This is a genomic window from Acinetobacter sp. XH1741 (assembly GCF_041021895.1).
Lineage (GTDB): Bacteria > Pseudomonadota > Gammaproteobacteria > Pseudomonadales > Moraxellaceae > Acinetobacter.
Map to the genome: position 1 here is coordinate 664,329 of NZ_CP157428.1, position 24,467 is coordinate 688,795.

Annotated in this window: 17 protein-coding genes; 14 read left to right on the top strand and 3 right to left on the bottom strand. The window is 41.9% G+C overall.

What is annotated here, in order from left to right; genetic code table 11:
• Nucleotides 1-156 precede the first annotated feature (156 nt).
• Nucleotides 157-1,596: an amino acid permease gene (locus tag ABLB96_RS03260; protein WP_348896900.1), complete on the top strand. Its 1,440-nt coding sequence runs from the start codon at nt 157-159 to the stop codon at nt 1,594-1,596.
• Nucleotides 1,597-1,971: 375 nt separating this feature from the next.
• A complete protein-coding gene (locus ABLB96_RS03265; RefSeq protein ID WP_348896920.1) occupies nt 1,972-3,396 on the top strand; it encodes an amino acid permease in 1,425 nt (474 codons plus the stop codon).
• 62 nt (nt 3,397-3,458) lie between these two features.
• Here ABLB96_RS03265 and ABLB96_RS03270 read toward each other — a convergent pair whose 3' ends face one another.
• Complete coding sequence (locus ABLB96_RS03270) at nt 3,459-4,340, bottom strand: LysR family transcriptional regulator (protein WP_348896898.1); 882 nt, start codon at nt 4,338-4,340, stop codon at nt 3,459-3,461.
• Between the two features lie 165 nt (nt 4,341-4,505).
• Here ABLB96_RS03270 and ABLB96_RS03275 point away from each other — a divergent pair, with 165 nt between their 5' ends.
• From ABLB96_RS03275 to ABLB96_RS03305, 7 genes are all read left to right on the top strand, one after another.
• Complete coding sequence (locus ABLB96_RS03275; protein WP_004883966.1) at nt 4,506-6,023, top strand: CoA-acylating methylmalonate-semialdehyde dehydrogenase; 1,518 nt, start codon at nt 4,506-4,508, stop codon at nt 6,021-6,023.
• 11 nt (nt 6,024-6,034) lie between these two features.
• Nucleotides 6,035-6,925, top strand: a complete 891-nt coding sequence (gene mmsB, locus ABLB96_RS03280) for a 3-hydroxyisobutyrate dehydrogenase (RefSeq protein ID WP_045124632.1) — start codon at nt 6,035-6,037, stop codon at nt 6,923-6,925.
• A gap of 81 nt (nt 6,926-7,006) precedes the next feature.
• Nucleotides 7,007-8,656 (top strand): AMP-binding protein, encoded by a 1,650-nt coding sequence (locus ABLB96_RS03285; RefSeq protein WP_348896895.1) that lies wholly within the window; start codon nt 7,007-7,009, stop codon nt 8,654-8,656.
• 11 nt (nt 8,657-8,667) lie between these two features.
• Entirely contained in the window at nt 8,668-9,795 is a 1,128-nt protein-coding gene (locus ABLB96_RS03290; RefSeq protein ID WP_311086713.1) for an acyl-CoA dehydrogenase family protein, read from the top strand.
• A gap of 21 nt (nt 9,796-9,816) precedes the next feature.
• Nucleotides 9,817-10,590 (top strand): enoyl-CoA hydratase, encoded by a 774-nt coding sequence (locus tag ABLB96_RS03295; RefSeq protein WP_022574362.1) that lies wholly within the window; start codon nt 9,817-9,819, stop codon nt 10,588-10,590.
• Between the two features lie 12 nt (nt 10,591-10,602).
• The gene (locus ABLB96_RS03300) at nt 10,603-11,628 is read left to right on the top strand and encodes an enoyl-CoA hydratase/isomerase family protein (RefSeq protein WP_002050504.1); all 1,026 of its coding nucleotides are present in this window, start codon (nt 10,603-10,605) and stop codon (nt 11,626-11,628) included.
• Between the two features lie 119 nt (nt 11,629-11,747).
• A complete protein-coding gene (locus ABLB96_RS03305; RefSeq protein WP_348896892.1) occupies nt 11,748-13,100 on the top strand; it encodes an MFS transporter in 1,353 nt (450 codons plus the stop codon).
• Nucleotides 13,101-13,192: 92 nt separating this feature from the next.
• Here the strand turns inward: ABLB96_RS03305 and abaI are convergent, their stop codons facing one another.
• On the bottom strand, nt 13,193-13,759 hold the full coding sequence (abaI, locus tag ABLB96_RS03310; RefSeq protein ID WP_348896890.1) for an acyl-homoserine-lactone synthase AbaI: 567 nt from the start codon (nt 13,757-13,759) through the stop codon (nt 13,193-13,195).
• 63 nt (nt 13,760-13,822) lie between these two features.
• Complete coding sequence (locus ABLB96_RS03315) at nt 13,823-14,239, bottom strand: DUF4902 domain-containing protein (protein ID WP_348896889.1); 417 nt, start codon at nt 14,237-14,239, stop codon at nt 13,823-13,825.
• A gap of 796 nt (nt 14,240-15,035) precedes the next feature.
• Between ABLB96_RS03315 and abaR the strand changes: the two genes are divergently transcribed.
• The 5 genes from abaR to ABLB96_RS03340 all read left to right on the top strand — a co-directional run bounded on the left by abaR (nt 15,036) and on the right by ABLB96_RS03340 (nt 24,447).
• Nucleotides 15,036-15,752, top strand: coding sequence for a LuxR family transcriptional regulator AbaR (abaR, locus tag ABLB96_RS03320; protein WP_348896887.1), 717 nt, complete (start codon nt 15,036-15,038; stop codon nt 15,750-15,752).
• 766 nt (nt 15,753-16,518) lie between these two features.
• Complete coding sequence (locus ABLB96_RS03325; protein WP_348896885.1) at nt 16,519-18,408, top strand: fatty acyl-AMP ligase; 1,890 nt, start codon at nt 16,519-16,521, stop codon at nt 18,406-18,408.
• 50 nt (nt 18,409-18,458) lie between these two features.
• Nucleotides 18,459-20,234: an acyl-CoA dehydrogenase gene (locus tag ABLB96_RS03330; protein WP_348896919.1), complete on the top strand. Its 1,776-nt coding sequence runs from the start codon at nt 18,459-18,461 to the stop codon at nt 20,232-20,234.
• The gene (locus tag ABLB96_RS03335; protein WP_348896884.1) at nt 20,231-20,491 is read left to right on the top strand and encodes an acyl carrier protein; all 261 of its coding nucleotides are present in this window, start codon (nt 20,231-20,233) and stop codon (nt 20,489-20,491) included. The genes ABLB96_RS03330 and ABLB96_RS03335 overlap by 4 nt, the downstream gene beginning before the upstream one ends.
• Nucleotides 20,488-24,447, top strand: coding sequence for an amino acid adenylation domain-containing protein (locus ABLB96_RS03340; protein WP_348896882.1), 3,960 nt, complete (start codon nt 20,488-20,490; stop codon nt 24,445-24,447). The genes ABLB96_RS03335 and ABLB96_RS03340 overlap by 4 nt, the downstream gene beginning before the upstream one ends.
• Nucleotides 24,448-24,467 lie beyond the last annotated feature (20 nt).

Genomic DNA, 24,467 nt, shown 5'->3' on the forward strand with positions numbered 1-24,467 from the left:
TTTACACCAAAAATGATGATGTATCTAACAGAAGGAAGATAGATACGGTTTAACCAGTCATTTTTTGGTGAACAGATTCAGTAACCTATGGCACACGGTTCGATTTTCGCCATAGGTTGCTGATCTTAACAAAGGAATTCAAAAAGGAATTTTAATATGACAACGGCTCGTCATTCAGATACGGAAAATTCTCCTGATCATCTGCAACGAAAACTGTCTAACCGTCATTTACAACTGATTGCTATTGGCGGTGCAATTGGAACTGGCCTATTTATGGGCTCAGGCAAAACTATCTCCCTCGCAGGCCCTTCAATTCTCTTTATTTATATGATTATTGGAGGCATGTTCTTTTTCTTGATGCGTGCAATGGGTGAGTTACTCCTTGCAAATCTGCATTACAAATCTTTTGTTGATATGGCTCATGACTTAATTGGTCCTTGGGCTGGTTACTATTTGGGCTGGACCTATTGGTTAGGTTGGGTGCTGGTCGGTATTGCGGACCTTTCAGCAGTCATTAACTATTTGAGTTTCTGGTTGCCCGATGGCGCAAGCTTTTCACCAACACAGCAGGCCATGATTAGTGCAGGCTGTGTATTGTTTGTGATGGGACTGAATTTACTGACAGTGCGTCTGTTTGGTGAAATTGAATTCTGGTTTGCACTCATTAAGATTCTGGCAATTATTGGCCTGATCGGAGTGGGTGGCTACATGATTTTCAGTCATTTCCAAGCTCCACAGGGCGCTATTGCAAGTATGAGTAACGTTTGGTCACATGGTGGTTTATTCCCGAAAGGTACAGAAGGCTTCTTGGCAGGATTCCAGATTGCTGTATTTGCTTTTGTCGGGGTTGAACTGGTAGGTACAACAGCTGCTGAAACCAAAGATCCAGAAAAGAACTTACCGAAAGCAATTAATGCAATTCCAGTACGTATTATTTTGTTCTATGTGTTGGCACTGTTTATTGTGATGTCAGTAACTCCTTGGGATCATATTCGTGCAGATAAAAGCCCGTTTGTTGAGTTATTCTTAAATGCGGGTATTCCAGTTTCTGCCATCATCATGAACTTGGTGGTGCTGTCTTCGGTCATGTCATCCATGAACAGTGGTGTGTTTTCAACCAGTCGTATGTTGTTTGGTTTATCAAAAGACGGTCAGGCGCCGAGTGCATTTGGCCGTTTATCAAAACGTGCAGTCCCTTCAAATGGTTTGATTTTCTCTTGTACTTTCATTATGGGCGGGGCAGTACTTCAGTACTTTGTGCCAAACACCATGGAAGCATTTACGTTAGCAAGTTCACTTTGTGTGATTCTATTCATTAGTGTTTGGAGTCTCATTATGGTGTGTTATTTACGCTATCGTAAATTACGTCCTGAATTACATGAAAAATCTACATTTAAAATGCCGGGTGGCATTTGGATGAGCTATGTGGTTTTGGCATTTATGCTTTTCACTTTAGTGATTTTGGCGCTAGAGCCAGATACTTTGAAAGCTTTATATGTCAGCCCGGTATGGTTAGTCATTTTAGGAGTTACTTATCATGTGCTCTATAAACCACGTATGAAAAAACTAGGACGTGAACTCGTTAACGATCATTAAGTTTTATTAAAAAGCCAATCAATCATGATTGGCTTTTTTTATTTTCATCAGCTTTTTTATCGGAATAATGTTGTTTATTTTTGAATCAATAGTGCAATTTGTGGGGTGCTAGAAAAGCACATCTAGCATTATCACATGCTACACTCCGGTTAATCTGGTGAATCGAGATTGGATAATTAAAATTGCCGTGAAGGCATTACATAAATAATGTGACTTAAAAAATTAGGACAAAAGATTGATCAATTAAGGAAAAAATATACTTGAACATCTTGTCCTGAGGTATAGACTCAGCAACCCACGATATACGGTTCGTTTTCTCCCTATAGGTTGCTGATTTAAATTAAGCAAAATATAAAAAGGACTTCTAATATGACAATGGTTCATCATTCAGATGAGGCAGGCTCCCCTGATCATTTACAACGGAAATTAAGTAATCGTCACTTGCAATTGATTGCAATTGGCGGCGCAATTGGTACCGGTCTATTTATGGGCTCGGGCAAAACCATCTCCCTCGCAGGCCCTTCAATTCTCGTTATTTATATGTTAATTGGCGGCATGTTCTTCTTCCTCATGCGTGCATTAGGTGAATTACTACTTGCCAATTTACATTACAAGTCATTTGTCGATATGGCGTATGACTTAATTGGCCCGTGGGCTGGTTACTACATCGGCTGGACCTATTGGTTAGGCTGGGTACTGGTTGGTATTGCCGATCTTTCTGCGGTTATTAACTATTTAACTTTCTGGCTACCCGAAGGCGCCAGTTTCTCGCCCATGCAACAAGCGATGATTAGTGCAGGCTGTGTGCTCTTTGTCTTAAGCCTTAACCTTCTTACGGTAAAATTATTTGGTGAAGTTGAGTTCTGGTTTGCGCTGATTAAGATTTTAGCCATTATTGGCTTGATCGGTGTCGGTGGTTACATGATTTTAACTCACTTCCAAGCACCTCATGGTGACGTTGTAAGCATCAGCAATGTATGGTCACATGGCGGCATATTTCCAAAAGGTGTAAGTGGCTTTTTAGCAGGTTTCCAGATTGCTGTATTTGCCTTTATTGGTGTTGAGCTGATTGGTACAACCGCTGCTGAAACCAAAGATCCAGAAAAGAACCTACCAAAAGCGATTAATGCCATTCCAGTGCGTATTATCCTGTTCTATGTTTTGGCACTTTTTGTGGTGATGTCAGTGACTCCATGGGATCATATCCGTGCCGATAAAAGCCCGTTTGTTGAGTTGTTCTTAAATGCAGGTATTCCAATTTCTGCAATTATTATGAACTTGGTTGTACTGTCTTCGGTGATGTCTTCAATGAACAGTGGCGTGTTTTCAACAAGCCGTATGCTATTTGGTTTATCAAAAGACGGACAGGCGCCGAGTGTATTAGGGCGTTTATCAAAACGTGCAGTCCCTTCAAATGGCTTAATCTTCTCATGTATTTTCATTATGGGCGGGGCAGTGCTTCAGTACTTTGTTCCAAACACTATGGAAGCATTTACTTTAGCAAGTTCACTCTGTGTAATCCTATTTATCAGCGTGTGGATTCTGATCATGGCGTGCTATTTACGTTATCGTAAAGTTCGTCCTGAGCTTCATGCAGCATCAACATTTAAAATGCCGGGTGGCGTGCTTATGGCTTATGTCGTTATAGCATTCTTCTTGTTTACTTTAGTGATTTTGGCACTCGAGCCAGATACCTTAAAAGCACTCTATGTCAGCCCAGTATGGTTGGTGGTTTTAGGCGTGACTTACTATGCATTTTATAAGCCGCGTATGAAAAAACTAGGCCGAGAAATCTTTTAATTATCCTTTCTCGATTTACCAAAAAAGCCAATCATGATTGATTGGCTTTTTTATTGAGGTGTTTAATCAATTAGTAAATGTTGATATTTATCGGCTTGTTTACGTAAATAGTCCCAGACCAGTTTAATGCGAGGTTCATGTTGTAAATCAACAAAGGTGAGCATCCAGAAGGTATGGGTAAAGCGAACTTGTTGGTCTAACACTTCTTCGAGTTCAGGTTTATCGTCTGCCAAAAACTTGGGTAAAATCGCAAGTCCCGCGCCCGCACTCACCGCAATTTGCTGAGCCAAAATACTGCTGCTTCGGAAGTTGGCGTTAAGTTTTAAAGGCAATCTTTCTAAACAGTACAGCTCGGGGCTATACACCAGATCATCAATATAGTTCACAAAGCGATGCTGGGTTAAATCTTCTAAACCTCGAATAGGTGGGTTTTGAGCCAGATAGTTTTGGCTGCCATAAATTTTTAAGCAATAGTCCGATAAGCGCGTAATGATGTATGGACCAGAGGTCGGACGTTCAATTGACACTACAATGTCTGCTTCACGGTGCGAGAGCTTAATCATTTTAGGCACTGGAATCAGATCGATGGTCAGCAAGGGATACTGGATAGAGAACTCAGCCAGTAAGCGTGCTAAAAATGCAGTTCCAAAGCCCTCAGGTGTGCCAATTCGCACACGACCTTGCAAAGGTTGATGTGGCTTTTCAATTTGTAAAAAAGCTTGTTCCATTTGTTCAACTCGAGGAACAAGTGCCATGCCTTCGAGTGTCAGCTCATAGCCGGTTGCTTCACGCTTAAATAAGGTCGTGCCCAAAGCAAGTTCTAGCGCCTGAATTCGTCTAGCCACCGTACTGTGTTCGACACCAATAATACGTGCGGCATTAGTTAAAGTTTTAGTCCGAGCTAAAACCAGAAAAAACTGTAGATGATCCCAATCCACTTTCATTTTTGTTATTGTCCCTGTGCATATTTGCACAACAATCGTGCATGAATTTGCGTTGGTGGTCAAAGATTTCTTTGTTAGTCTCAAATGAAAGTTGAATAAAGAAAATACGTAGAAAAGTATTTTCTAATAACTGAACACAATAAAAATATGACCTACGGAGAGGTTATGAACACAATCCAGAAAATCGAATTGGACACCGCTAAATTACTTATTAACGGACAGTTTATCGAATCTAAAACCCAAGAATGGCAAGACATTATTAACCCTGCAACTCAGGAAGTGATTGGCCGCGTGCCTTTTGCAACGGTTGAAGAAGTCGACGCTGCTATTCAAGCTGCACAAGATGCTTTTACTTCTTGGCGCCAAACCCCAATTCAGGCACGTATGCGCATCATGCTCAAGCTACAAGACTTGATTCGTGCCAACATGAAAGAAATTGCACAAGTATTGACGGCTGAACAAGGTAAAACCTTGGCAGATGCTGAAGGCGATATTCAACGTGGTCTAGAAGTGGTTGAACATGCCTGTTCAGTTGGTACTTTACAAATGGGCGAGTACGTCGAAGGTGTAGCACGTGGTGTAGATACATATACCTTGCAACAACCTTTGGGTGTTTGTGCGGGTATTACGCCGTTTAATTTTCCTGCCATGATTCCACTTTGGATGTTCCCAATGGCAATTGTGTGCGGCAATACCTTCGTTTTAAAACCATCAGAACAAGATCCGTTATCAACCATGATGCTGGTTGAACTTGCGATTCAAGCAGGTATTCCAGCAGGTGTCTTAAACGTTGTGCATGGCGGCAAAGAAGTGGTTGACCGTTTGTGTACCCATAAAGATATTAAAGCGATTTCATTTGTAGGTTCAACTGCGGTTGGAACACATGTTTATAACCTTGCAGGGCAACATGGTAAACGTGTGCAAGCCATGATGGGCGCAAAAAATCATGTGGTTGTTATGCCAGATGCCAATAAAGAACAAACGCTAAATGCCTTAGTGGGCGCGGCGTTTGGTGCTGCTGGGCAACGTTGTATGGCATTGTCGGTTGCAGTGATGGTTGGCGACAGTAAACAGTGGATTCAAGAGTTAGTTGAAAAAGCGAAAACTCTAAAAGTAAATGCAGGTCATGAACCAAATACTGACATTGGCCCAGTCATTTCAAAACGTGCCAAAGCGCGTGTAATTGACTTGATTAATAGCGGTGTTGAGCAAGGGGCAGAACTTCTACTCGATGGTCGCAATGTTCAAGTACAAGGTTATGAGTCGGGCAACTTTGTAGGTGCAACGATTTTTAGTGGCGTAAATACCGACATGCGTATCTATAAAGAAGAAATCTTTGGTCCGGTACTTTCAATTATTTGTGTCGATACACTCGATGAAGCGATTGCATTGATCAATGCTAATCCATTTGGTAACGGTGTAGGTCTATTTACCCAAAGCGGTGCGATTGCACGTACTTTCCAAAACCTTATTGATATTGGTCAAGTCGGTATCAACATTCCAATTCCTGTACCTGTGCCTTTCTTCAGTTTTACCGGTTCAAGAGGTTCGAAACTCGGCGATTTGGGACCATACGGCAAACAGGCTGTGCAGTTCTATACCCAAACCAAAACCATTACCAGCCGTTGGTTTGAAGATAGCCATGAAGTTGGCGGTGTAAATACAACCATTAGTTTACGTTAAGGGGATCACGGATGAATATCGCCTTTATCGGTCTAGGCAATATGGGCGGCAGAATGGCCCAAAATCTATTAAAAGCCGGACTCAAAGTTTATGGTTACGACCTCAGTGAAGTTGCTATTCAGCACTTCGCCGAGGCAGGTGGCATAGTCTGCGACAGCCCCCAGAATGCAGCTAAACAAGCTGATGTAGTCATTACCATGTTGCCTGCCGCAAAGCATGTTAAAGACGTTTACTTGGGTGAAAATGGTGTTTTGGAGGTGCTAAAAGCAGGTAGCTTATGCATTGATAGCAGTACCATTGACCCGCAAACCATCAAAGATATTTCGGCTGTTGCGCATAGCAAAAATATTAAAATTTGTGATGCACCAGTTTCTGGTGGAACCATTGGTGCTCAAGCAGGAACCTTAACCTTTATGGTGGGTGCCGATGAACAAACCTTTAACGAAGTAAAACCTGTGCTCAGCCATATGGGCAAAAATATTGTTCATTGTGGTGATGTGGGTGCAGGACAAATTGCCAAAATTTGCAATAACCTGATTTTAGGCATTTCAATGGCTGCGGTGGCCGAAGGCATGGCACTCGGTGTGAAGCTAGGCATCGACCCACAAGCATTGGCAGGGGTAATTAACACCTCAAGTGGTCGTTGTTGGAGTTCGGATGTATGTAACCCATGGCCACACATTAATGAAAATGCGCCCGCATCTCGAGGTTACCAAGACGGCTTTGCAACTCAGCTAATGCTAAAAGATTTAGGACTCGCTGTAGAAGCCGCAGGCCAAGTTAAACAACCTGTTGTATTAGGTGGCATGGTGCAACAGCTCTATCAGCAAATGTGCATGCGTGGTAATGCCAATCTCGATTTTTCGAGCATTATTCAGCAATACCTACCACAAGAGGCATAACGGTAAAGCCAAAGGATGGCTTTAAACCAATAAATCAAACCCTGTCGTGAATAACAACAAATCCGGACTGAGGGAAAAGATATGATGGATTATCAAAATGCTGTACAGGCTTTCGATTTGGAAAGCACTGCTAAACAGATGTTGTCAGGTTCACTCGATGCACTGAACGCTTGTTATGAATGCTGTGATCGACATGCAGATGGTGACAAAATCGCGCTGTACTGGCAAGGAAAAGACGGACGAAAAGAGCAATATACCTTCCGTGAACTAAAAGAATGGTCGAGTCAGTTTGCTAACTTTTTAAAAGCACAAGGTGTGAAAACTGGTGACCGTATTTCAGGCTTATTGCCAAGAACACCTGAACTGATTGTGACTATTTTGGCAGCTTGGCGAATTGGTGCCGTCTATCAACCGCTGTTCACAGCATTTGGCCCAAAAGCGATTGAGCACCGTATTCAGCTTGCACAAAGTAAGCTGGTGGTGACCGATATGGGCAACCGTAGCAAGCTCGATGAAATTGAAAAATGCCCTGCAATTGTGACGGTGGCTGATGCTCAAGGTACTCCGCTCAAAGCAGGGGATTTTAACTTTTGGAATGAAGTGAAGCAGCAGTCTGATCAATGTGATCTGGTGATGCGTAGCATCCAAGATCCTTTCTTGCTCATGTTTACCTCGGGCACGACAGGGCCAGCGAAACCATTGGAAGTGCCATTAAAAGCACTGATTGCTTTTGGTCGATATATGCAAGATGCCATTGGTTTAACCGAAGAAGACTCGTTTTGGAATATTGCCGACCCGGGGTGGGCGTATGGTTTGTACTATGCGATTACTGGGCCATTATTCTTGGGCCACGCTACTTTGTTTTATGAAGGTGGGTTCAGCACAGATAGCTTATGCCAAATTGTCAAAGATTATAAAGTTAACAACTTGGCAGGTGCACCAACGGCTTACCGCATGATGATGGCGGCTGATCCAGCACAAATGGCGCCGTTAAAAGGGCAGTTCCGTGTGGTGAGCAGTGCAGGTGAACCGCTGAATCCAGAAGTAATTCGCTGGTTTAAACAAGTGCTTGATGCTCCGATTTATGACCATTACGGACAAACCGAAGTCGGCATGGTGGTGTGTAATCACCATGGTTTAAAACATGAAATTCATGCTGGTTCAGCAGGTTTCCCAAGTCCAGGCTACCGTGTTGCGATTGTCAATGAACAAGGTGAAGAACTTCCGCCAGACACACCAGGAATTTTAGCAGTCGACATTAGCCAGTCTCCAATGATGTGGTTCGGCGGCTATAAAGAAAGCCGAAAATCACCATTTGTTGGTCATTACTATTTAACGGGTGATACTGCCGAGTTGCATGCCGATGGCAGCATGAGCTTTGTAGGGCGCAGTGATGATGTAATCACTACATCGGGTTATAGGATTGGACCTTTTGATGTAGAAAGTGCCTTACTTGAACATGATGCAGTGGTTGAGGCCGCAGTGATTGGTGTGCCTGACCCAGACCGTACCGAAGTTGTGAAAGCATTCGTAATTTTAGCTACGGGTGTTCAGCCTACAGAGGCACTTGCTGAAGAACTCAGCCAGTTTGTTAAAAGACGACTTTCTGCTCATGCTTACCCACGATTAGTTGAATTTGTGAGTGAATTACCTAAAACTCCAAGTGGCAAAATTCAGCGCTTTTTATTGCGTAATCAAGAAATTGCTAAACAACAAGCTAAAGCAGGGTAAAGGAAATAATAATGCAATTTACCGAAGAACAATTACTTATCCGTGACATGGCGAAAAGTTTCGCCCAAGAACAAATCAAGCCTTATGCCAGCGATTGGGATCGAGACGGGACATTCCCGAAAGACACCTTAGCTCAAATGGGGCAACTTGGCTTTATGGGAATGCTTGTTTCAGAACAATGGGGCGGTTCAGACACGGGTAACTTAGCCTATGTACTGGCACTCGAAGAAGTAGCCGCAGCAGATGGCGCAACCTCGACCATCATGAGTGTACATAACTCGGTTGGCTGTGTGCCTATTTTAAAATTTGGTACTGACGAGCAAAAAGAGCGCTTTTTAAAACCTTTAGCACAAGGTGAAATGATTGGCGCTTTCGCTTTAACTGAACCACATACTGGCTCAGATGCGGGAGCCATTAAAACCCGAGCGGTGAAAGATGGCGACGATTACATTTTAAATGGTGCTAAGCAGTTTATTACCTCGGGTAATAATGCCGGTGTCATTATTGTGTTTGCCGTGACCGATCCGAGCGCGGGCAAAAAAGGTATTAGTGCCTTTTTAGTCCCACGCGAAACACCGGGCTATGAAGTGATTCGTGTTGAAGAAAAACTCGGTCTGCATGCGTCAGATACCTGCCAGATTGCCCTGACAGATGTGCGCATCCATAAAAGCCTGATGCTGGGTAAAGAAGGTGAGGGTCTGAAAATTGCTCTTGCCAATTTAGAAGGTGGGCGTATTGGTATTGCTGCACAAGCAGTCGGTCTAGCACGTGCGGCACTCGAAGAAGCAACTCGTTATGCCAAAGAGCGTATTACTTTTGGAAAACCAATTTTTGAGCATCAAACCATCGCATTTCGCCTTGCCAGTATGGCAACCGAAATTGAAGCAGCGAGACAACTCGTTCACTACGCTGCGCGTTTAAAAGAAGCAGGCCAACCGTGTCTCAACGAAGCCTCAATGGCTAAGTTATTTGCTTCAGAAATGACTGAGCGTGTGTGCTCAAGTGCCCTACAAGTGTTTGGTGGCTATGGCTATCTCAGAGACTTCCCAATTGAGCGTATTTATCGTGATGCGCGTATTTGTCAAATTTACGAAGGCACAAGTGATATCCAACGTTTAGTCATCGCACGTAGTCTATAAAACCGAAACAAGGAATAAATAATGCAGTGGCAAAGTATTTTATTAGAAAAGCGTAATGGGGTTGGACTGATTACCTTAAATCGCCCTCAAGCGCTCAATGCTTTAAACAGTGAATTAATTAGTGAAATTAATCAGGCATTAGATCAACTCGAAAAAGACCGCGAAATTGGTTGCATCGTATTGGCAGGTTCAGAAAAAGCTTTTGCCGCAGGGGCCGACATTAAAGAAATGGCCGATTTGGCTTTCCCCGATATTTATTTAGATGACTTTTTTCATCTTGCAGACCGTATTGCACAGCGCCGTAAACCTTTAATTGCTGCGGTGAGTGGCTATGCCTTGGGTGGTGGCTGTGAGTTGGCGCTTATGTGTGACTTTATTTATTGTGCTGACAACGCCAAGTTTGGTTTACCCGAAGTCACTCTAGGGGTAATTCCGGGCATTGGTGGGACACAGCGTTTAACCCATGCCATTGGTAAAGCTAAAGCAATGGAAATGTGCCTTACCGCTCGTCAAATGGGCGCAGTAGAGGCAGAACAAAGCGGTTTGGTTGCACGTGTTTTTAGTAAAGAAGAATTACTTGAACAAACCTTGCAAGCCGCTGAAAAAATCGCAACGCGGTCTTTAACTGCAAACATGATGCTCAAAGAAACCATTAACCGAGCTTTTGAGGTGAACCTCACCGAAGGTTTACGTTTTGAACGCCGCATGTTCCACTCCATTTTTGCAACTGCGGACCAAAAAGAAGGCATGCAGGCCTTTGTTGAAAAACGGCAGGCAAATTTTAAAAATCAGTAAGAGATCAATAAAATGAATACAGAAAATCACTTAATGATTGAGCGACAAGGTAAGCTCGGCGTGATTACCTTAGACCGTGTGACTCATCTTAATGCATTGTCGCTAGATATGATTGAAGGGATTGGTGCCCAATTGGAACTGTGGCGAAATGATGCTGCTGTTCAGGCGATCTTAATCAAATCAAATAGCCCAAAAGCCTTCTGTGCAGGGGGCGATATCCGCTATCTCTACGACAGTTATAAAAATGGCACAGCCGATTACAAAGGCTACTTTAGTGCCGAATATAAAATGCTCAATACACTGCGCGAATATGAAAAGCCAATCATCGTTGTGCTTGATGGCTATGTATTAGGCGGTGGTTTTGGCTTGGCTCAGGCGTGTCACATTGTGGTAAGCAGTGAAAAGTCCAGATTTGCCATGCCTGAAACAGCGATTGGTTTTTTCCCGGACGTTGGCGCAACTCATTTCCTGTCTCGCCTTGATGATATTGGCGTTTATATGGCAATTACGGGTGAGCAGATTAGTAGTAGCGATGCGCTCTATCTCGACTTAATTGACTACCATGTACCAAGCGATCAGTTACAAGCTTTACAAGACGCTCTCGTTGAAGCGCCAAGTTTAAGCAAAGAGGGAATTGAACGCATCATTACCCGATTTATTACTCGGCCTGTCGAAAGTGAGCTTAAACAACTTGCCGAAGGCATCCGTAAACACTTCGGATATCAGCATTTAGATGAGATTGAGCAAAGCCTTGAAAATGAACAGGATGAAAGCTTAAAGGCTTGGGCGAGTAAGATGCTTAGTATTTTGCAGCAGCGTTCATTTATTGCCAAACAAACCAGCTTGAAACTGCAATATTTAGGGCGCGGCCTTTCACTACAGCAGTGTATGCAGCTTGAGCGTGATTTACAGGATATCTGGTTTGAGCATGGTGACTTTATTGAGGGCGTTCGTGCACTGATTGTCGATAAAGATAAACAACCACGTTGGCAAGAACGTAATCCGGAGTTAGAGCAAATTTTAGAAAAACTAAGCTAACCCATTTTAAAAACACACAAAAAGCTTAAGGAGATCAAGCGAGACCTGAACATGCTTATGGTCAGGACAGATCATAAGCATAAAAAGACAAAACAAGAAAATCTAAAAAGGACATTACGATGCAAACAATACATGGAAACGGTTCACATCCTAAAAAGTCGTCACATCGATTAGCAGGCATCTCTAGCATGGTTGGCACCACGATTGAGTGGTATGACTTTTTTGTTTATGGCGCAGCAGCAGCCCTCATTTTTAACAAGCTATTTTTCCCAAATCTGGACCCACTTACAGGTGTGCTTGCAGCATTTGCAACTTATGCTGTTGGGTTTATTGGGCGGCCTTTAGGTGGCTTGGTCTTTGGTCATTTCGGTGACAAGATTGGTCGTAAGTCAATGTTGTTGTTAACGCTGATGCTCATGGGAATTCCAACCGTACTGATTGGCCTCTTACCAACTTATGAATCAATTGGATATTGGGCTGCAATTGGCTTGGTGATCTTACGATTTATTCAAGGTATGGCCATGGGTGGTGAATGGGGCGGCGCTGTACTTATGGCCGTTGAACATGCACCCGAAGGAGGCAAAGGATTTTGGGGAAGTCTGCCTCAAGCCAGCACGGGTGGTGGCTTAATGCTTGCCTCAATCGCACTTGGACTGGTGTCGTTATTGCCTGAACAAGCACTATTTAGCTGGGGTTGGCGTTTACCATTTCTTGCCAGCATCATTTTACTCGCAGTGGGTTGGTATATTCGGGTAAAAGTACCTGAGTCACCAGACTTTGAAAAAGTAAAACAGCAGTCCGAAGAAGTCAAAGTTCCTGCCTTACAAGTCTTTAAAAACCATCCAAAGCAACTCATCACCATTATTTTGGCGCGTGCTGCCGAGAACGCATGGTTTTATATTGCCTCAACCTTTACATTGGCTTATACCACTGCGCAACTTGGAATCCCACGCCAAGACATTTTGTTTGCTACCATTTGTGGGGCAGTCGTTATTTTATTTATGACGCCGTTATGTGGACATTTGTCAGATAAGGTCGGTCAACGCAATATGTTTATGTTTGGTCTATGCGTATTGGCACTTTATTGCTATCCATTCTTTAGCATGCTCAACACAAAAGATCCGGTATTAGTCTGGACTGCAATTGTTCTGGCAATTGGTGTTGTGTTCCCGATTATGTATGCGCCGCAAGCTCAGCTTTTTGCACGTCAATTCCCTGCGGAAATTCGCTATAGTGGAATCTCGATTTCAGTACAGTTGGCTGGTGTGTTAGGTGGTGGTTTAGCACCGATGATTGCCACTAAACTGCTCAGTATTGGGCAGGGGAATCCATATTTAATTATGCTTTATATTGGAAGTATGGCTGTCGTTGCCATTATCTCAACATCATTTATGCCGCGTGATTGGAACACTAAAACAGATGAAGATTATCATAAAAAAGTAAACTTAAATTTAAAAACCAAGATTGATTAATACACATTATTTTTTCTTGGCAGGATGTGTTTCTTAGTTATAAAAAAGTATGGGGACTCATGTCAAAGCGACATGAGCCACCTTTTAAACAATTAGACATCAATCAAACATGCAAACATCGAATACCCATCAATAGTCATTGGTGGCCCTGCACGGTGAGCACGAAAACCCGCAGCACGTAATAAACGTTCTACACCCAGAGGAGAGGTCGTAATAAGTTGTTTTGCACCCTGTTCTCTTGCAAAGTTAATTGCTTCTCGCAGTATTGCAATAGACACTGGCGATGACACGGCTTGGCTCGCTGTTGTCGGTGGGTTCGAGAAATCTACGGCTGAGAATCTTGAGAGTTCCCAAATGTCTGGTGAGCTAGGAATAGGCATTCCATTGAGTAGTTGAGGAAATATTTCACCCAGTAAATAAGGTTGAGTCGTGGGTAGTAATCTGGCACAGCCAATAATATTGGATTCTCTATCTTGAGCAACTACGTAAGCTGTATCAACTTTATCAAATTGATCTAGTTCTTCGTTATGTGGACAGTTCAAATCCCATCCCAAATGTTCAACAAATACCCTGTAGCGATAACTTTTAAATTTGGTATATAAGCCTTCTGAAAAATTGTTTTGAAATCCAGCAATAATATTCATTAGAAGTGCTTCCACTTATTTTTGATGTGACTTTACTGAACAGCTGGAAAAGCGGTAACTGTAAGAATTTACAGGTTGCTAAGAGAAATTTAGACTTAGTTTAGGCTTTGTTAATGTTGTATTGATTTGGGTATAAATGAACTGTTCCCAGAACAAAGTATCGATTTTCCGTTTGATCAGTGTTTCAGTAACGTCAAATCCAATATCTGTACCAGATATATCAACAATCATAATATTGCTTCTAGGTAGGCCAATTCGTTTTAAGGTCGCAAAACCATTTTGTTCAATGAATTCCCAGTCCCATCCTGTACTTAACGCAGGAGTCTTTAATGTGGCCCATTCAGTAAAGCCACGATAAACAATTTGAGATTCTTCAATTTGGGTAGATTCAATAATAGATACTACGTGTTGCAAAGGATAGGTCATGAGTTGGTCTTCATTCATGCGAATAAAACCATCTGTTGAGATTGAAACATGTGGTGGGATGCTGGCCATGCTAACTGTTCAAGCAACCTAAATTAGAAATCTATTGATAAATAACATAAATTATTGCCAATCAAATACTGTCATGTTTAACAGGTTAAGTGTAAGCAGATACCATCTAGCGTTAAGTTGTTCTTATTAGATGCTTATTCAAGTATTAAGATTTTCTTATATAAAAACTGAAAATTTTGTAGTTTTAATATAAAAAAAGCTTTTTAAAAAAGCTGAGTAGACTTGGTTTCTTGTAAATTTGTAGATAGCATCTATTCTCATTATTAAAATAATAGTTGGGAGTAAACGTCGCTTTAAGGTAATTGTTTGATTTGTTTTATTATTATGGGTGTTTTAGTTTTAATATATAATGAATGGTAAAATTATATCACTTTGATTATTGGTGGTAGATATTATTTAATTAAAATAACAAGAACATAATTTCAAGAGTAAATAATAAGCTTCTTTAATCATCTAAAAATACTTATTTTTTGGAATAAAATGCATCGTGTAAAAATTAATTTTTCAAGCATAATCTGCACATGAAATATAACAACCTTAAAAGCTTTCAGAAATTTAGTTTATCTGAATAATTTGCAATCATATCACGCTTAAAAGAGTTGTTAATTAGATAATGAATCCAAAATCTGAAATTGAGAAATCAGTTAAAGAAGAATAGGTGTTGAAAATATTTTTAGATTTTGCAGAGCTTTATTGAAATAAAGGTAAAAGATTAGACCTCTACTTCAATTTGATGACTTGGATTCAAAAATGCAACTGGAAAAAATGATTTGTGAATGGAGCCTAATGAAAGTAAATGGAAAGTTGGCAAGAGGATTTATTATCAGCATTTTTAATTGTACAAGATGAAGATGAGCTGTTTGAGGCTGTTAAAGCTACAGTTTCAAAGCTTGGATTTGATTACTGTGCTTATGGTATGCAGTCGCCATTATCTATTGCTGAACCCAAAACGATTATGCTGAACAATTACCCTCAAGCATGGCAGAAGCGTTATGTTGAACAGCGCTATGTGAAGGTAGATCCAACTGTAAGGCATTGTATGACATCACTTCAACCTCTGGTTTGGTCGAGCCAATCGGCAAACACACAAGCAGAAAAAGATTTCTGGGAGGAGGCACGCTCCTATGGTTTAAATGTGGGTTGGGCTCAGTCAAGCCGTGATTTTATTGGTACACGGGGCATGTTGACTCTAGCAAGATCCAGCGATCAGTTATCAGAAAAAGAGCAAAAAGCACAATATACAAATATGTACTGGTTGACTCAAACAGTACATTCCAGCATTGCTAAAATTGTAAATGATGTAGAGTTTTCGCAGTTTAATCTTTATTTAACGAGCCGAGAAAAAGAAGCACTGCGTTGGACAGCTGAGGGTAAAACGTCAGCAGAAATTGCACAGATTCTTGGGGTAACTGAAAGAACAGTAAATTTTCATCTATGCAACTCAATGCAAAAGCTCAATGTAAATAATAAAATTTCAGCAGCTATTCGGGCAATAATGTTAGGTCTTTTGTAAGAGTGAATGTGTAAATAAAACGTAGTACTAAATTTAAATAAATCACTGTCAGATTTTATTTGAAGATGAATTAATGCGAGATTAAAAATTAATATTTAAATTTTTTATTTAAATATGGCGCTAAAATTTTATTTAATTATTAAAAATAGAAATAATTGATTTTTAATTTTATTTAAATGGAAAATTACTTTTTTGAAAATATTTTTATTTTAGTTTATTGGAAATATTAAATTTTCTAATTTTAAATACCTGTTTCGAGGCTGTGTATGATTTTAATTGATTAAAATTTAATTATCACTGTTGCTTTAAAAGCTTTATATTGCAGATAAAGATAAATATTTTTTATTTAAATAAGTGTTTTCTTTTAAAAAGAGAACCTCCCTTAAATTGTATTTCCATTATAAAATCTACAATTTATAAGGCTACACAGTAAGACTTGAGCTTTATTGAATAAGCTAAAATATTTGCTAAATATAGTTCAAATTAACATCAAAAACTGAATATGACTTCAAATTAATTTCCAGAATTTAAAATAGAAATAAATAAAAAATGATTATAAAAAAGAACTTATGTCTTAATTTGCAATAAATGCAGCCTAACCTGTCAACCCTTACAGGTGTAATAACTAATACTCGCACATAAAATATAATGTGAATTTATATTTTAAACAAAAAGTATATTCATTTTTATTAAAAGACCCCGCTAGAAATGTAAGTTTCAGAATGAGCAGGTTTTAAGGGTTAATTATAATTAATCGGAGTAAGTTATGGCTGTAATGTGTACGGATAATATCATTGCAACTTTGGAATCCCACGCAAATTTACAGGGAGGTAAAACTGCTTTCGAGTATTTAGGACGCCAATCTGGTGGTATTCAATCTCTAACGTATGCAGAGCTGGACAAGCGAGTTCAACATCAAGCTCAGGTATTGATGAATCTTGTAGACAGTGGCGATCGTGCAGTGTTGCTGTTCGAACCTGGACTAGACTTTATCGTATCGTTCTTTGCTTGTCTTAAAGCTAAAATTATCGCAGTACCTGTTAGCTTGCCGTTTAATCGTAATGGTTTTTCTAATATTTTGAATATTATGAATGACTGTGAACCCAAAATAGTCCTCACAACAAAAAAGATTCTTGAGCTATCAGGTTTAATCACATTAAAAGCTCAAAATGAAAGTTTAATCCTGCATGCCGTCGATGCTGAGTTACAGCGCGACTTAGTGGAAAAAGATTTCCCACTCATAACTGAAAAAGATATCTGCTTCTTGCAATACACTTCAGGATCAACAGGTTGGCCTAAAGGGGTAATTGTTACCCATAAAAATATTATGGCAAACGAAGCCATGATTGCCGAAGCCTTTTGTACACAACCTGATGATATTGGCCTGACATGGCTACCTGTCTATCACGACATGGGATTAATTGGCTCAGTTTTGCAGTCTGTATATGTGGGCTTGACCTGCTATGTTATGTCGCCTCTGGACTTCATTCGTAAACCTCTTAAATGGCTACAATTCATTAGTGAAAAAGGGGTCACGATTAGTGGTGGACCAAACTTTGCCTATGAATTGTGCTTACATCGTATCTCTGATGAGGATGCGGCATCGCTTGATCTGAGTCGTGTACGTGTGTTGTTTAATGGCGCTGAGCCAATCAAGGCCAATGTCATGCAGCGCTTCATGGAGAAGTTCAATACTCAATCGAAATTGAGACTTGATACTTTCTTGCCGTGTTATGGCTTGGCTGAAGTAACGCTCTTAGTGAGTGGTGTAACTGGTCCTCTCAATGCGATTTCAATCGATCGTGACAAGTTAAATGCCAATTTAGTGAAAAGCAGTAAAGATCAGACCGCTGTGCAAGTAGTGAGCTGTGGCAAGATTTCTGCGCACATTGATTGTCGCATCGTCAATCCGCAGACTCATAAAGAAGTAGCAGCTCATGAAGTCGGTGAAATCTGGTTAGCAGGTGAGAGTGTTACAGCAGGCTACTGGCAAAAGCCAGAGGTCAATCAGGAAACCTTTGAAGCAACTATCATTGATGAGGCCGGTCAGCCGAGTCAAGTGAATTACTTAAGAACAGGGGATATGGGCTTTGTCAAAGACGGAGACCTGTATGTGACTGGTCGCCTTAAGGATGTGATCATCATCCGCGGCAAGAACTACTATCCGCAAGATATCGAGTGCTCGGTTGAAATGGCACATCCTGCTGTTCGTAAAGGTTGTGTTGCAGCAGTGAATTTCGCTGATTCTGATGGAGTCACGGTTGTACTCGAAATCAAGAAGAAGTCATTAGATAAGACTCTTAATTTTGAAACCATCAGAACTCAGGTCAAAGAACAAGTGGCGGCTGATATTGGTTTGCCCGTAGAAGGTGTTTATTTATTACACCAAGGCCGAATAAATAAAACTACGAGCGGCAAAATTAGAAGAAGAAAAATTAAAGAACAGATTGAGCGCGGTCAGCTGGTCTGTTTAACCCATCCAAACCGTAGAACGGTGATTGCACGAAATTATGTCAAAAACGGCTTAGAAGTCATCCGTGATCGTGAGCAGCGGGGGCAGTTGATTCGTTATAGCTCCAATCTACTCAACTCAATGATCAAGGAACGTGAAGTACGCACACTGATTTTTAATCGTCTGAAAAGTGCTTTGTTTTAACCCTTACCCTTTAGTCATTTGAGTGAAAATCCATGTCACTTACGTCCAATTTGCGGCAGTTTCAAACTGCTGCTCGTCTGGAGCAAATTTTAGGCTCCGTACATGATACCAATAATGATTTTTCTTGGTCTGCTGCCATCGAGCGTGATGAAAAGGAGCAATACCCGCAGCGCGCTGTTGATTTTCTAAATGCCGTAGGTATGAACCGTTTTTATGTACCTTCAGAGCTTGGAGGTCGCATGGAAATTGGGGAAGAGCTTTTATATCTGCATCGCGTGCTGGCACGACGTGACCTAACCATCAATTCGACTTATAGCACCAATGCGTGGTCTGTAATTGTGTGGATTGGTGGAAATCCTAATCAATGCCAAAACATCGCTAGTCGGATATTAAGTGGTGCTGCACCAGCGCTGGCTTATAGCGAAAAAGCGCATGGTGCCGATCTTTTATCTAGTGAAGTAACTGCACAATCTACCGAGAGTAAATATGTCTTAAATGGTGAAAAATGGTCGATCAATCGCGCTACATTGGGTGACTCCTTAAGCTTAATTGCTAAAACATCGAATGATCGTGGACCGCGCAGTCTAAGCGCATTTTGGCTCGATAAGCGTCACATGGCTTCTAAAGGTACATATAGCCTGAGCCGCTTGCCAACGGTAGGTATGCGTGGGTTGGATATCAGTGGTATCGGCTTTAACAATGCTGAAATTCACAAAGATGCCTTGATTGGTGAAGAAGGTCAGGGGTTAGAGCTTGGACTCAAGACGCTACAAGTGACGCGTGCATATTGCAGCAGCTTCTCTTTGGGTGCAGGCGACACAATGCTACGTATCGCGACTGAATTTGCGATTGAGCGCGAGTTGTATAACAAAAAAGTAATTAACATTCCGTTGGTACGTGAGCAACTCGCTACAGCCTATGCCTACCTATTAGCGGCTGAGGTGCTATCACTCGTTGGTGCACGTGGCTTACACGTCTGTATCAATCAGTTCAGCACATGGTCACCAATCATTAAGGTTCTGGTACCTGAGTATGTAGAGTCTCTTGCCAAGATTACCTCTTCGGTGTTGGGATCACGTTTCTTCTTAAGAAATGCCTATGCCGATGGAATGTATCAGAAAGCCTTCCGTGATCATTTGATTGTTAGTGTCTTTGACGGTAGCAGCACCGTCTGTCTAGACAGCCTAAGTTTTCAGCTCAAATCTGCCAATAAGGGTCGTAGCAAAAAAGCCGACCACCTCAATCAAGCCGAAGCTAAAGCACGCTATCGCCAGTTATATGACTTGCAGGTAGAGACGGATGCTATTGATTTTCGTGAGCTTGAAATTTTCAACCGAGACGGTGACTTGGTGATGGAGTCACTAGGGACAGTCATCGAGATGTTTGATGATGCTCATGTCACAGCAGGATTGTCTGCTGAGACACTATCTACCCTACGTAAACGTGCAGATCAGCTTCTCGTCGAGCAGCGTAAGTTGGATCAAAAAATTCAAGATTATTTCTCAAATTCAGAAACAAGCAAAGAGTTTGAAACATTACGTTTTAGTCTCGCCCGTGACTATGCCGAACTATTTGCCCGCATTGCAGTACTGGGTTTTTGGGTATTTAACCGTCATGGCTTAAGACCTGCTTTACAAAATGGTGCATGGCTGATCATTTTCCTAAATACGGCTGAAGGTCAGTCATCCCCTCCTATGACATCACTGCGTGAAAGCACATTGGCAGATCTGCTGGACCGAATTTCAACCAACCATATGTTATCTGTTATCGATTTTGCATTGGCACCGCGTGATGCCAAACCAGTTAAAGAGGAGATTACCCCATGAACAAGGATAAAGCTTACTGGAGCGCGATCATTCGTAAGCTCGTAGCTAAAGAAATGCGTGTAGAGCCTGAGACGATTGATCCAGAGCAAAAATTTACGAGTTATGGTCTTGATTCGATCGTTGCTTTGTCTGTGTCTGGGGACTTAGAAGATCTAACAAAACTGGAACTTGAGCCGACATTACTATGGGATTACCCAACAATTAATGAGTTGGCTGAATATCTTGTTTCTGAGTTGCAACAGGGAGTTGCTTCATGAACAACATTGCACACTTAGAACCAAAAGTTCTGTCGCGTCACGCGATTTCTGCAGAACAGCTTGGTATTTGGTATATCCAACGCCTTGAGCCAACTTGCAGTGCCTACAATATGGTGGTGGCCTTTGATGTAAAGGTAAACCAATCATTAGGCAACAAGCCGATGGAGATTTTAGAAGCAGTGATGCATGACTATCCGTTACTACGTGTAAGCATGCCTGCTAATGATCAGGGGATTGAGCAACTCATTTGGGATCGCGTATATCCTAATATTATTTTCTCTGATGCTCGTCATGTTGAAGCTTCTGATTTGACGCAATTGGTTGAACAAGATACCAAGCAACCATTTGACCTGACTCATCCACCATTGTGGCGTATTCATTGTTATGAGCGTGGTCAAAATCACTATGTGATTGCAGTTGTGATTCACCATGCCTTAATGGATTTCTGGTCGATTGGTTTGTTACTTCGTGATATCTGCAAGCGTTTTGGACTGATTACAGAGTCAAATGTAGTGAACGGAATCGAGTTCGCTCAGTATGCAGATAAGCAAAAGAGCAATGTGATTGATGATGCCGATGAAAGCTTACTCTTTTGGAAAAATGCGTTAAAGCATGCTCCACATGTGCATAGTATTCCGCTTGATTATCCACGTCCAGCTGTGCAGCAACATAAAGGCAGTTCGGTAATTTTTCGCGTGCCTGAGTCAGTATCGTCTGGTCTGGTGAACTTGGCGAAAGACTATGAAATTACGTTGTTCGGTCTTGTATTATCTGGTTTCTATATTCTGCTGAACAAACTATCGAATGAAAATAATCTAGTCATTGCCACAGCAGTAGCCGGTAGACTTGAACGTTCTTTACGCAATGCGTTAGGACAGTTTGTCAACACAATTGCTCTGCATATAGACATAGATGCTGATCAGACCTTACGCCAATTTACACAGCAAGTACAGGAACAATTAAAACAGAGCCTCAAGCATCAAAAAATTGCTTTTTCTAAAGTGGTTGAAGCTGTCTCACCAAAGCGTGATGGCAGTATTAACCCATTGGCTCAGGTGGGAATGTTCTGGGAACGTCTAGGTGGTCTGGATGAGTTTAAAGAATTACTTTTACCAATCCAGAATTCAGCTACTTTAGCTGGTCAAGACCTGACGCTAGGAAGCTTTCCGGTTCGCCAGCAAGAAGGTCAATTAGATATTATGCTGGAAATGGGCGGTGAATATCAGGGCGAACTGGTTGGTGTACTAAAATACAACTCCGAAATATTTTCTGCGGAGTCTGCCGAGAACATGGTGCAACTACTGCAAGTTGTACTATCAGAAATGGTGGCTCATCCTGAACGTAAGCTCGTTGAGTTAAATATCACACCTGATTATGCGAATAGCATCCAGCTAGGTTACCTACGTGGTCAGGTTACTGACTATTCTAGACATGATCTGCTGGAAATGATTCTGAAGCAGATTGATGCACGTGGTGATAACCACGCTATGACTTCTAGAGATCATGCTGTCACTTATCGTGAGTTAGGTCAGCATATCGCTGGGATCGCTGAATATTTACGTGCACAGGGTATTGCCAATGGCGATCGCGTCGGTCTGATGTTAGACCGCACTGTACTATTGCCTGCGGCAGTTATCGGCATCTGGGCGGCAGGAGCAGCCTATGTACCTTTAGATCCTAGTTTCCCAAAAGAACGTCTACATACTATCGTAGAAGATGCTGCCCCTAAAGTGATCTTGACTCAAACTGAGTTGATGGATGCTCTTAACGTTTCTGTACCACTTTTAGATATCAATCAAGCTGGTGTTGTGCCACTTGAGCAAGTGCGTGAGCGACTTGCCTTTGGTGATACTGCTTATGTGATGTATACCTCAGGTTCGACAGGCAAGCCTAAAGGTGTGCGTATTGGGCATCCTTCAATGGCTAATTTCTTGCTGTCTGTGAATGATAGGCTACAAGCAACTCCCGATATGCAGTTATTGGCGATCACGACTTATGCCTTTGATATTTCGGTTGTTGAGCTACTGATTCCGTTGATGTACGGCGGTGTAGTGCATGTCTGCCCACGTGAGGTATCGCTAGATGGTAACTTGCTGGTGGACTATATGCAGGCGAAGTCGATCAATATTATGCAGGCAACACCAGCCTCTTGGAAAATGCTTTTAGATAGCGACTGGAACGGTATTCCGGGTATGGCTGCAATTAGCGGAGGCGAGGCACTCGATCCTATACTTGCAGAAAAACTTTTGGGCAAAGTGAGTTGTCTCTGGAATATCTATGGCCCGACCGAAACTACGGTATGGTCAAGTGCAGCCCACATCACCGATGCAAAATTGATTGATTTAGGTCAGCCAATGGCGAACACCCAGCTCTATGTTCTTGACGAACAACAGCGGTTGGTCCCACGCGGTGTTATGGGAGAGCTCTGGATTGGAGGAGATGGCCTAGCAATTGATTACTGGCAACGACCTGATTTAACAGATGCACAATTCAGAACCTTACCATCTCTACCAAATGCTGGTCGACTCTATCGTACCGGAGATAAAGTCTGTTTGCGTATGGATGGACGTTTGACCCATCACGGACGTCTGGACTTCCAAGTCAAGATCCGTGGATTCCGTATTGAACTGGGTGAAATTGAGAATGTTCTCAAACAGATCGACGGTATTACAGATGCAGTAGTGTTGGTTAAGACCACAGCCGACAACGATCAGAAACTGGTGGCCTATGTGACAGGGTCTGAGATTGATATGGCCGGTTTGAAAAAGACCCTGCAAATCCATCTCCCAGCTTATATGGTGCCAAGTACGTTTATCCGGTTGGATGAATTTCCAATGACGGGTAGTAACAAAATAGATCGTAAGGCGTTCCCTGAGCCAGTGTTTGAACATAACAATGATTATGTTGCACCACGCGATTCGATCGAAATCGAGCTATGTACGACTTTTGAGCAGATCTTGTCAGTCAAGCGAGTGGGTATACATGATGATTTCTTTGAGTTAGGCGGACATTCGTTACTGGCAGTAAAGCTTGTCAATCATCTCAAGAAAGTATTTGGTACTGAATTATCAGTTGCCTTGCTGGCTCAGTATTCTACCGTAGAGAGTTTGGGTGAGATCATTCGTGAAAATAAAGAAGTCAAACCTTCTATCGTAATCGAACTGCGCCGTGGAACCTATGAGCAACCACTGTGGCTGTTCCATCCGATCGGTGGCAGTACCTTCTGTTATATGGAACTCTCGCGTCATCTCAATCCAAACCGTACCTTGCGTGCTATTCAGTCTCCTGGGTTGATTGAAGCAGATGCTGCTGAAGTGGCGATTGAAGAAATGGCGACGCTCTATATTGGTGAAATGCAAAAGATGCAGCCTGAGGGGCCTTATTTCCTCGGTGGTTGGTGCTTTGGTGGTGCAATTGCATACGAGATTAGTCGTCAGTTGCGTCAAATGGGGCAGCAGGTAACGGGCATTGTCATGATCGATACGCGTGCTCCAATTCCAGAAAATGTGCCTGAAGATGCCGATGATGCCATGCTTTTGTCTTGGTTCGCTCGCGATTTGGCTGTGCCTTATGGCAAAAAGTTGACGATTCCGGCGCAATACTTACGTGAATTGAGTTCAGATCACATGTTCGAGCATGTGCTTAAAGAAGCTAAGGCGATCAATGTCATACCTCTAGATGCTAACCCATCAGATTTCAGACTTTATTTTGATACTTATTTGGCGAATGGCGTTGCCCTCCAGACCTATTTCCCCGATCCAGAAGATTTCCCAATCCTCTTGGTTAAGGCGAAAGATGAGTCTGAGGATTTTGGGGAAAGCCTCGGTTGGGATCACCTGATCAAAGACACGCTTACACAGGTGGATCTGCCTGGTGACCATTCATCGATTATGTTCGCCGAGAACGTCGTGGCTGTGGCCCAGACAATTGATCAAATGTATCCAGTTCCTGCATAAAAATTATAAGAAGGTAGAAC

What these genes read in the sequence shown, in the direction of transcription:
- ABLB96_RS03260 (WP_348896900.1), top strand. Translation starts at nt 157, where the DNA reads ATGACAACGGCTCGTCATTCAGATACGGAAAATTCTCCTGATCATCTG.
- ABLB96_RS03265 (WP_348896920.1), top strand. Translation starts at nt 1,972, where the DNA reads ATGGTTCATCATTCAGATGAGGCAGGCTCCCCTGATCATTTACAACGG.
- ABLB96_RS03270 (WP_348896898.1), bottom strand. Translation starts at nt 4,340, where the DNA reads ATGAAAGTGGATTGGGATCATCTACAGTTTTTTCTGGTTTTAGCTCGG.
- ABLB96_RS03275 (WP_004883966.1), top strand. Translation starts at nt 4,506, where the DNA reads ATGAACACAATCCAGAAAATCGAATTGGACACCGCTAAATTACTTATT.
- mmsB (WP_045124632.1), top strand. Translation starts at nt 6,035, where the DNA reads ATGAATATCGCCTTTATCGGTCTAGGCAATATGGGCGGCAGAATGGCC.
- ABLB96_RS03285 (WP_348896895.1), top strand. Translation starts at nt 7,007, where the DNA reads ATGATGGATTATCAAAATGCTGTACAGGCTTTCGATTTGGAAAGCACT.
- ABLB96_RS03290 (WP_311086713.1), top strand. Translation starts at nt 8,668, where the DNA reads ATGCAATTTACCGAAGAACAATTACTTATCCGTGACATGGCGAAAAGT.
- ABLB96_RS03295 (WP_022574362.1), top strand. Translation starts at nt 9,817, where the DNA reads ATGCAGTGGCAAAGTATTTTATTAGAAAAGCGTAATGGGGTTGGACTG.
- ABLB96_RS03300 (WP_002050504.1), top strand. Translation starts at nt 10,603, where the DNA reads ATGAATACAGAAAATCACTTAATGATTGAGCGACAAGGTAAGCTCGGC.
- ABLB96_RS03305 (WP_348896892.1), top strand. Translation starts at nt 11,748, where the DNA reads ATGCAAACAATACATGGAAACGGTTCACATCCTAAAAAGTCGTCACAT.
- ABLB96_RS03315 (WP_348896889.1), bottom strand. Translation starts at nt 14,239, where the DNA reads ATGGCCAGCATCCCACCACATGTTTCAATCTCAACAGATGGTTTTATT.
- abaR (WP_348896887.1), top strand. Translation starts at nt 15,036, where the DNA reads ATGGAAAGTTGGCAAGAGGATTTATTATCAGCATTTTTAATTGTACAA.
- ABLB96_RS03325 (WP_348896885.1), top strand. Translation starts at nt 16,519, where the DNA reads ATGGCTGTAATGTGTACGGATAATATCATTGCAACTTTGGAATCCCAC.
- ABLB96_RS03335 (WP_348896884.1), top strand. Translation starts at nt 20,231, where the DNA reads ATGAACAAGGATAAAGCTTACTGGAGCGCGATCATTCGTAAGCTCGTA.
- ABLB96_RS03340 (WP_348896882.1), top strand. Translation starts at nt 20,488, where the DNA reads ATGAACAACATTGCACACTTAGAACCAAAAGTTCTGTCGCGTCACGCG.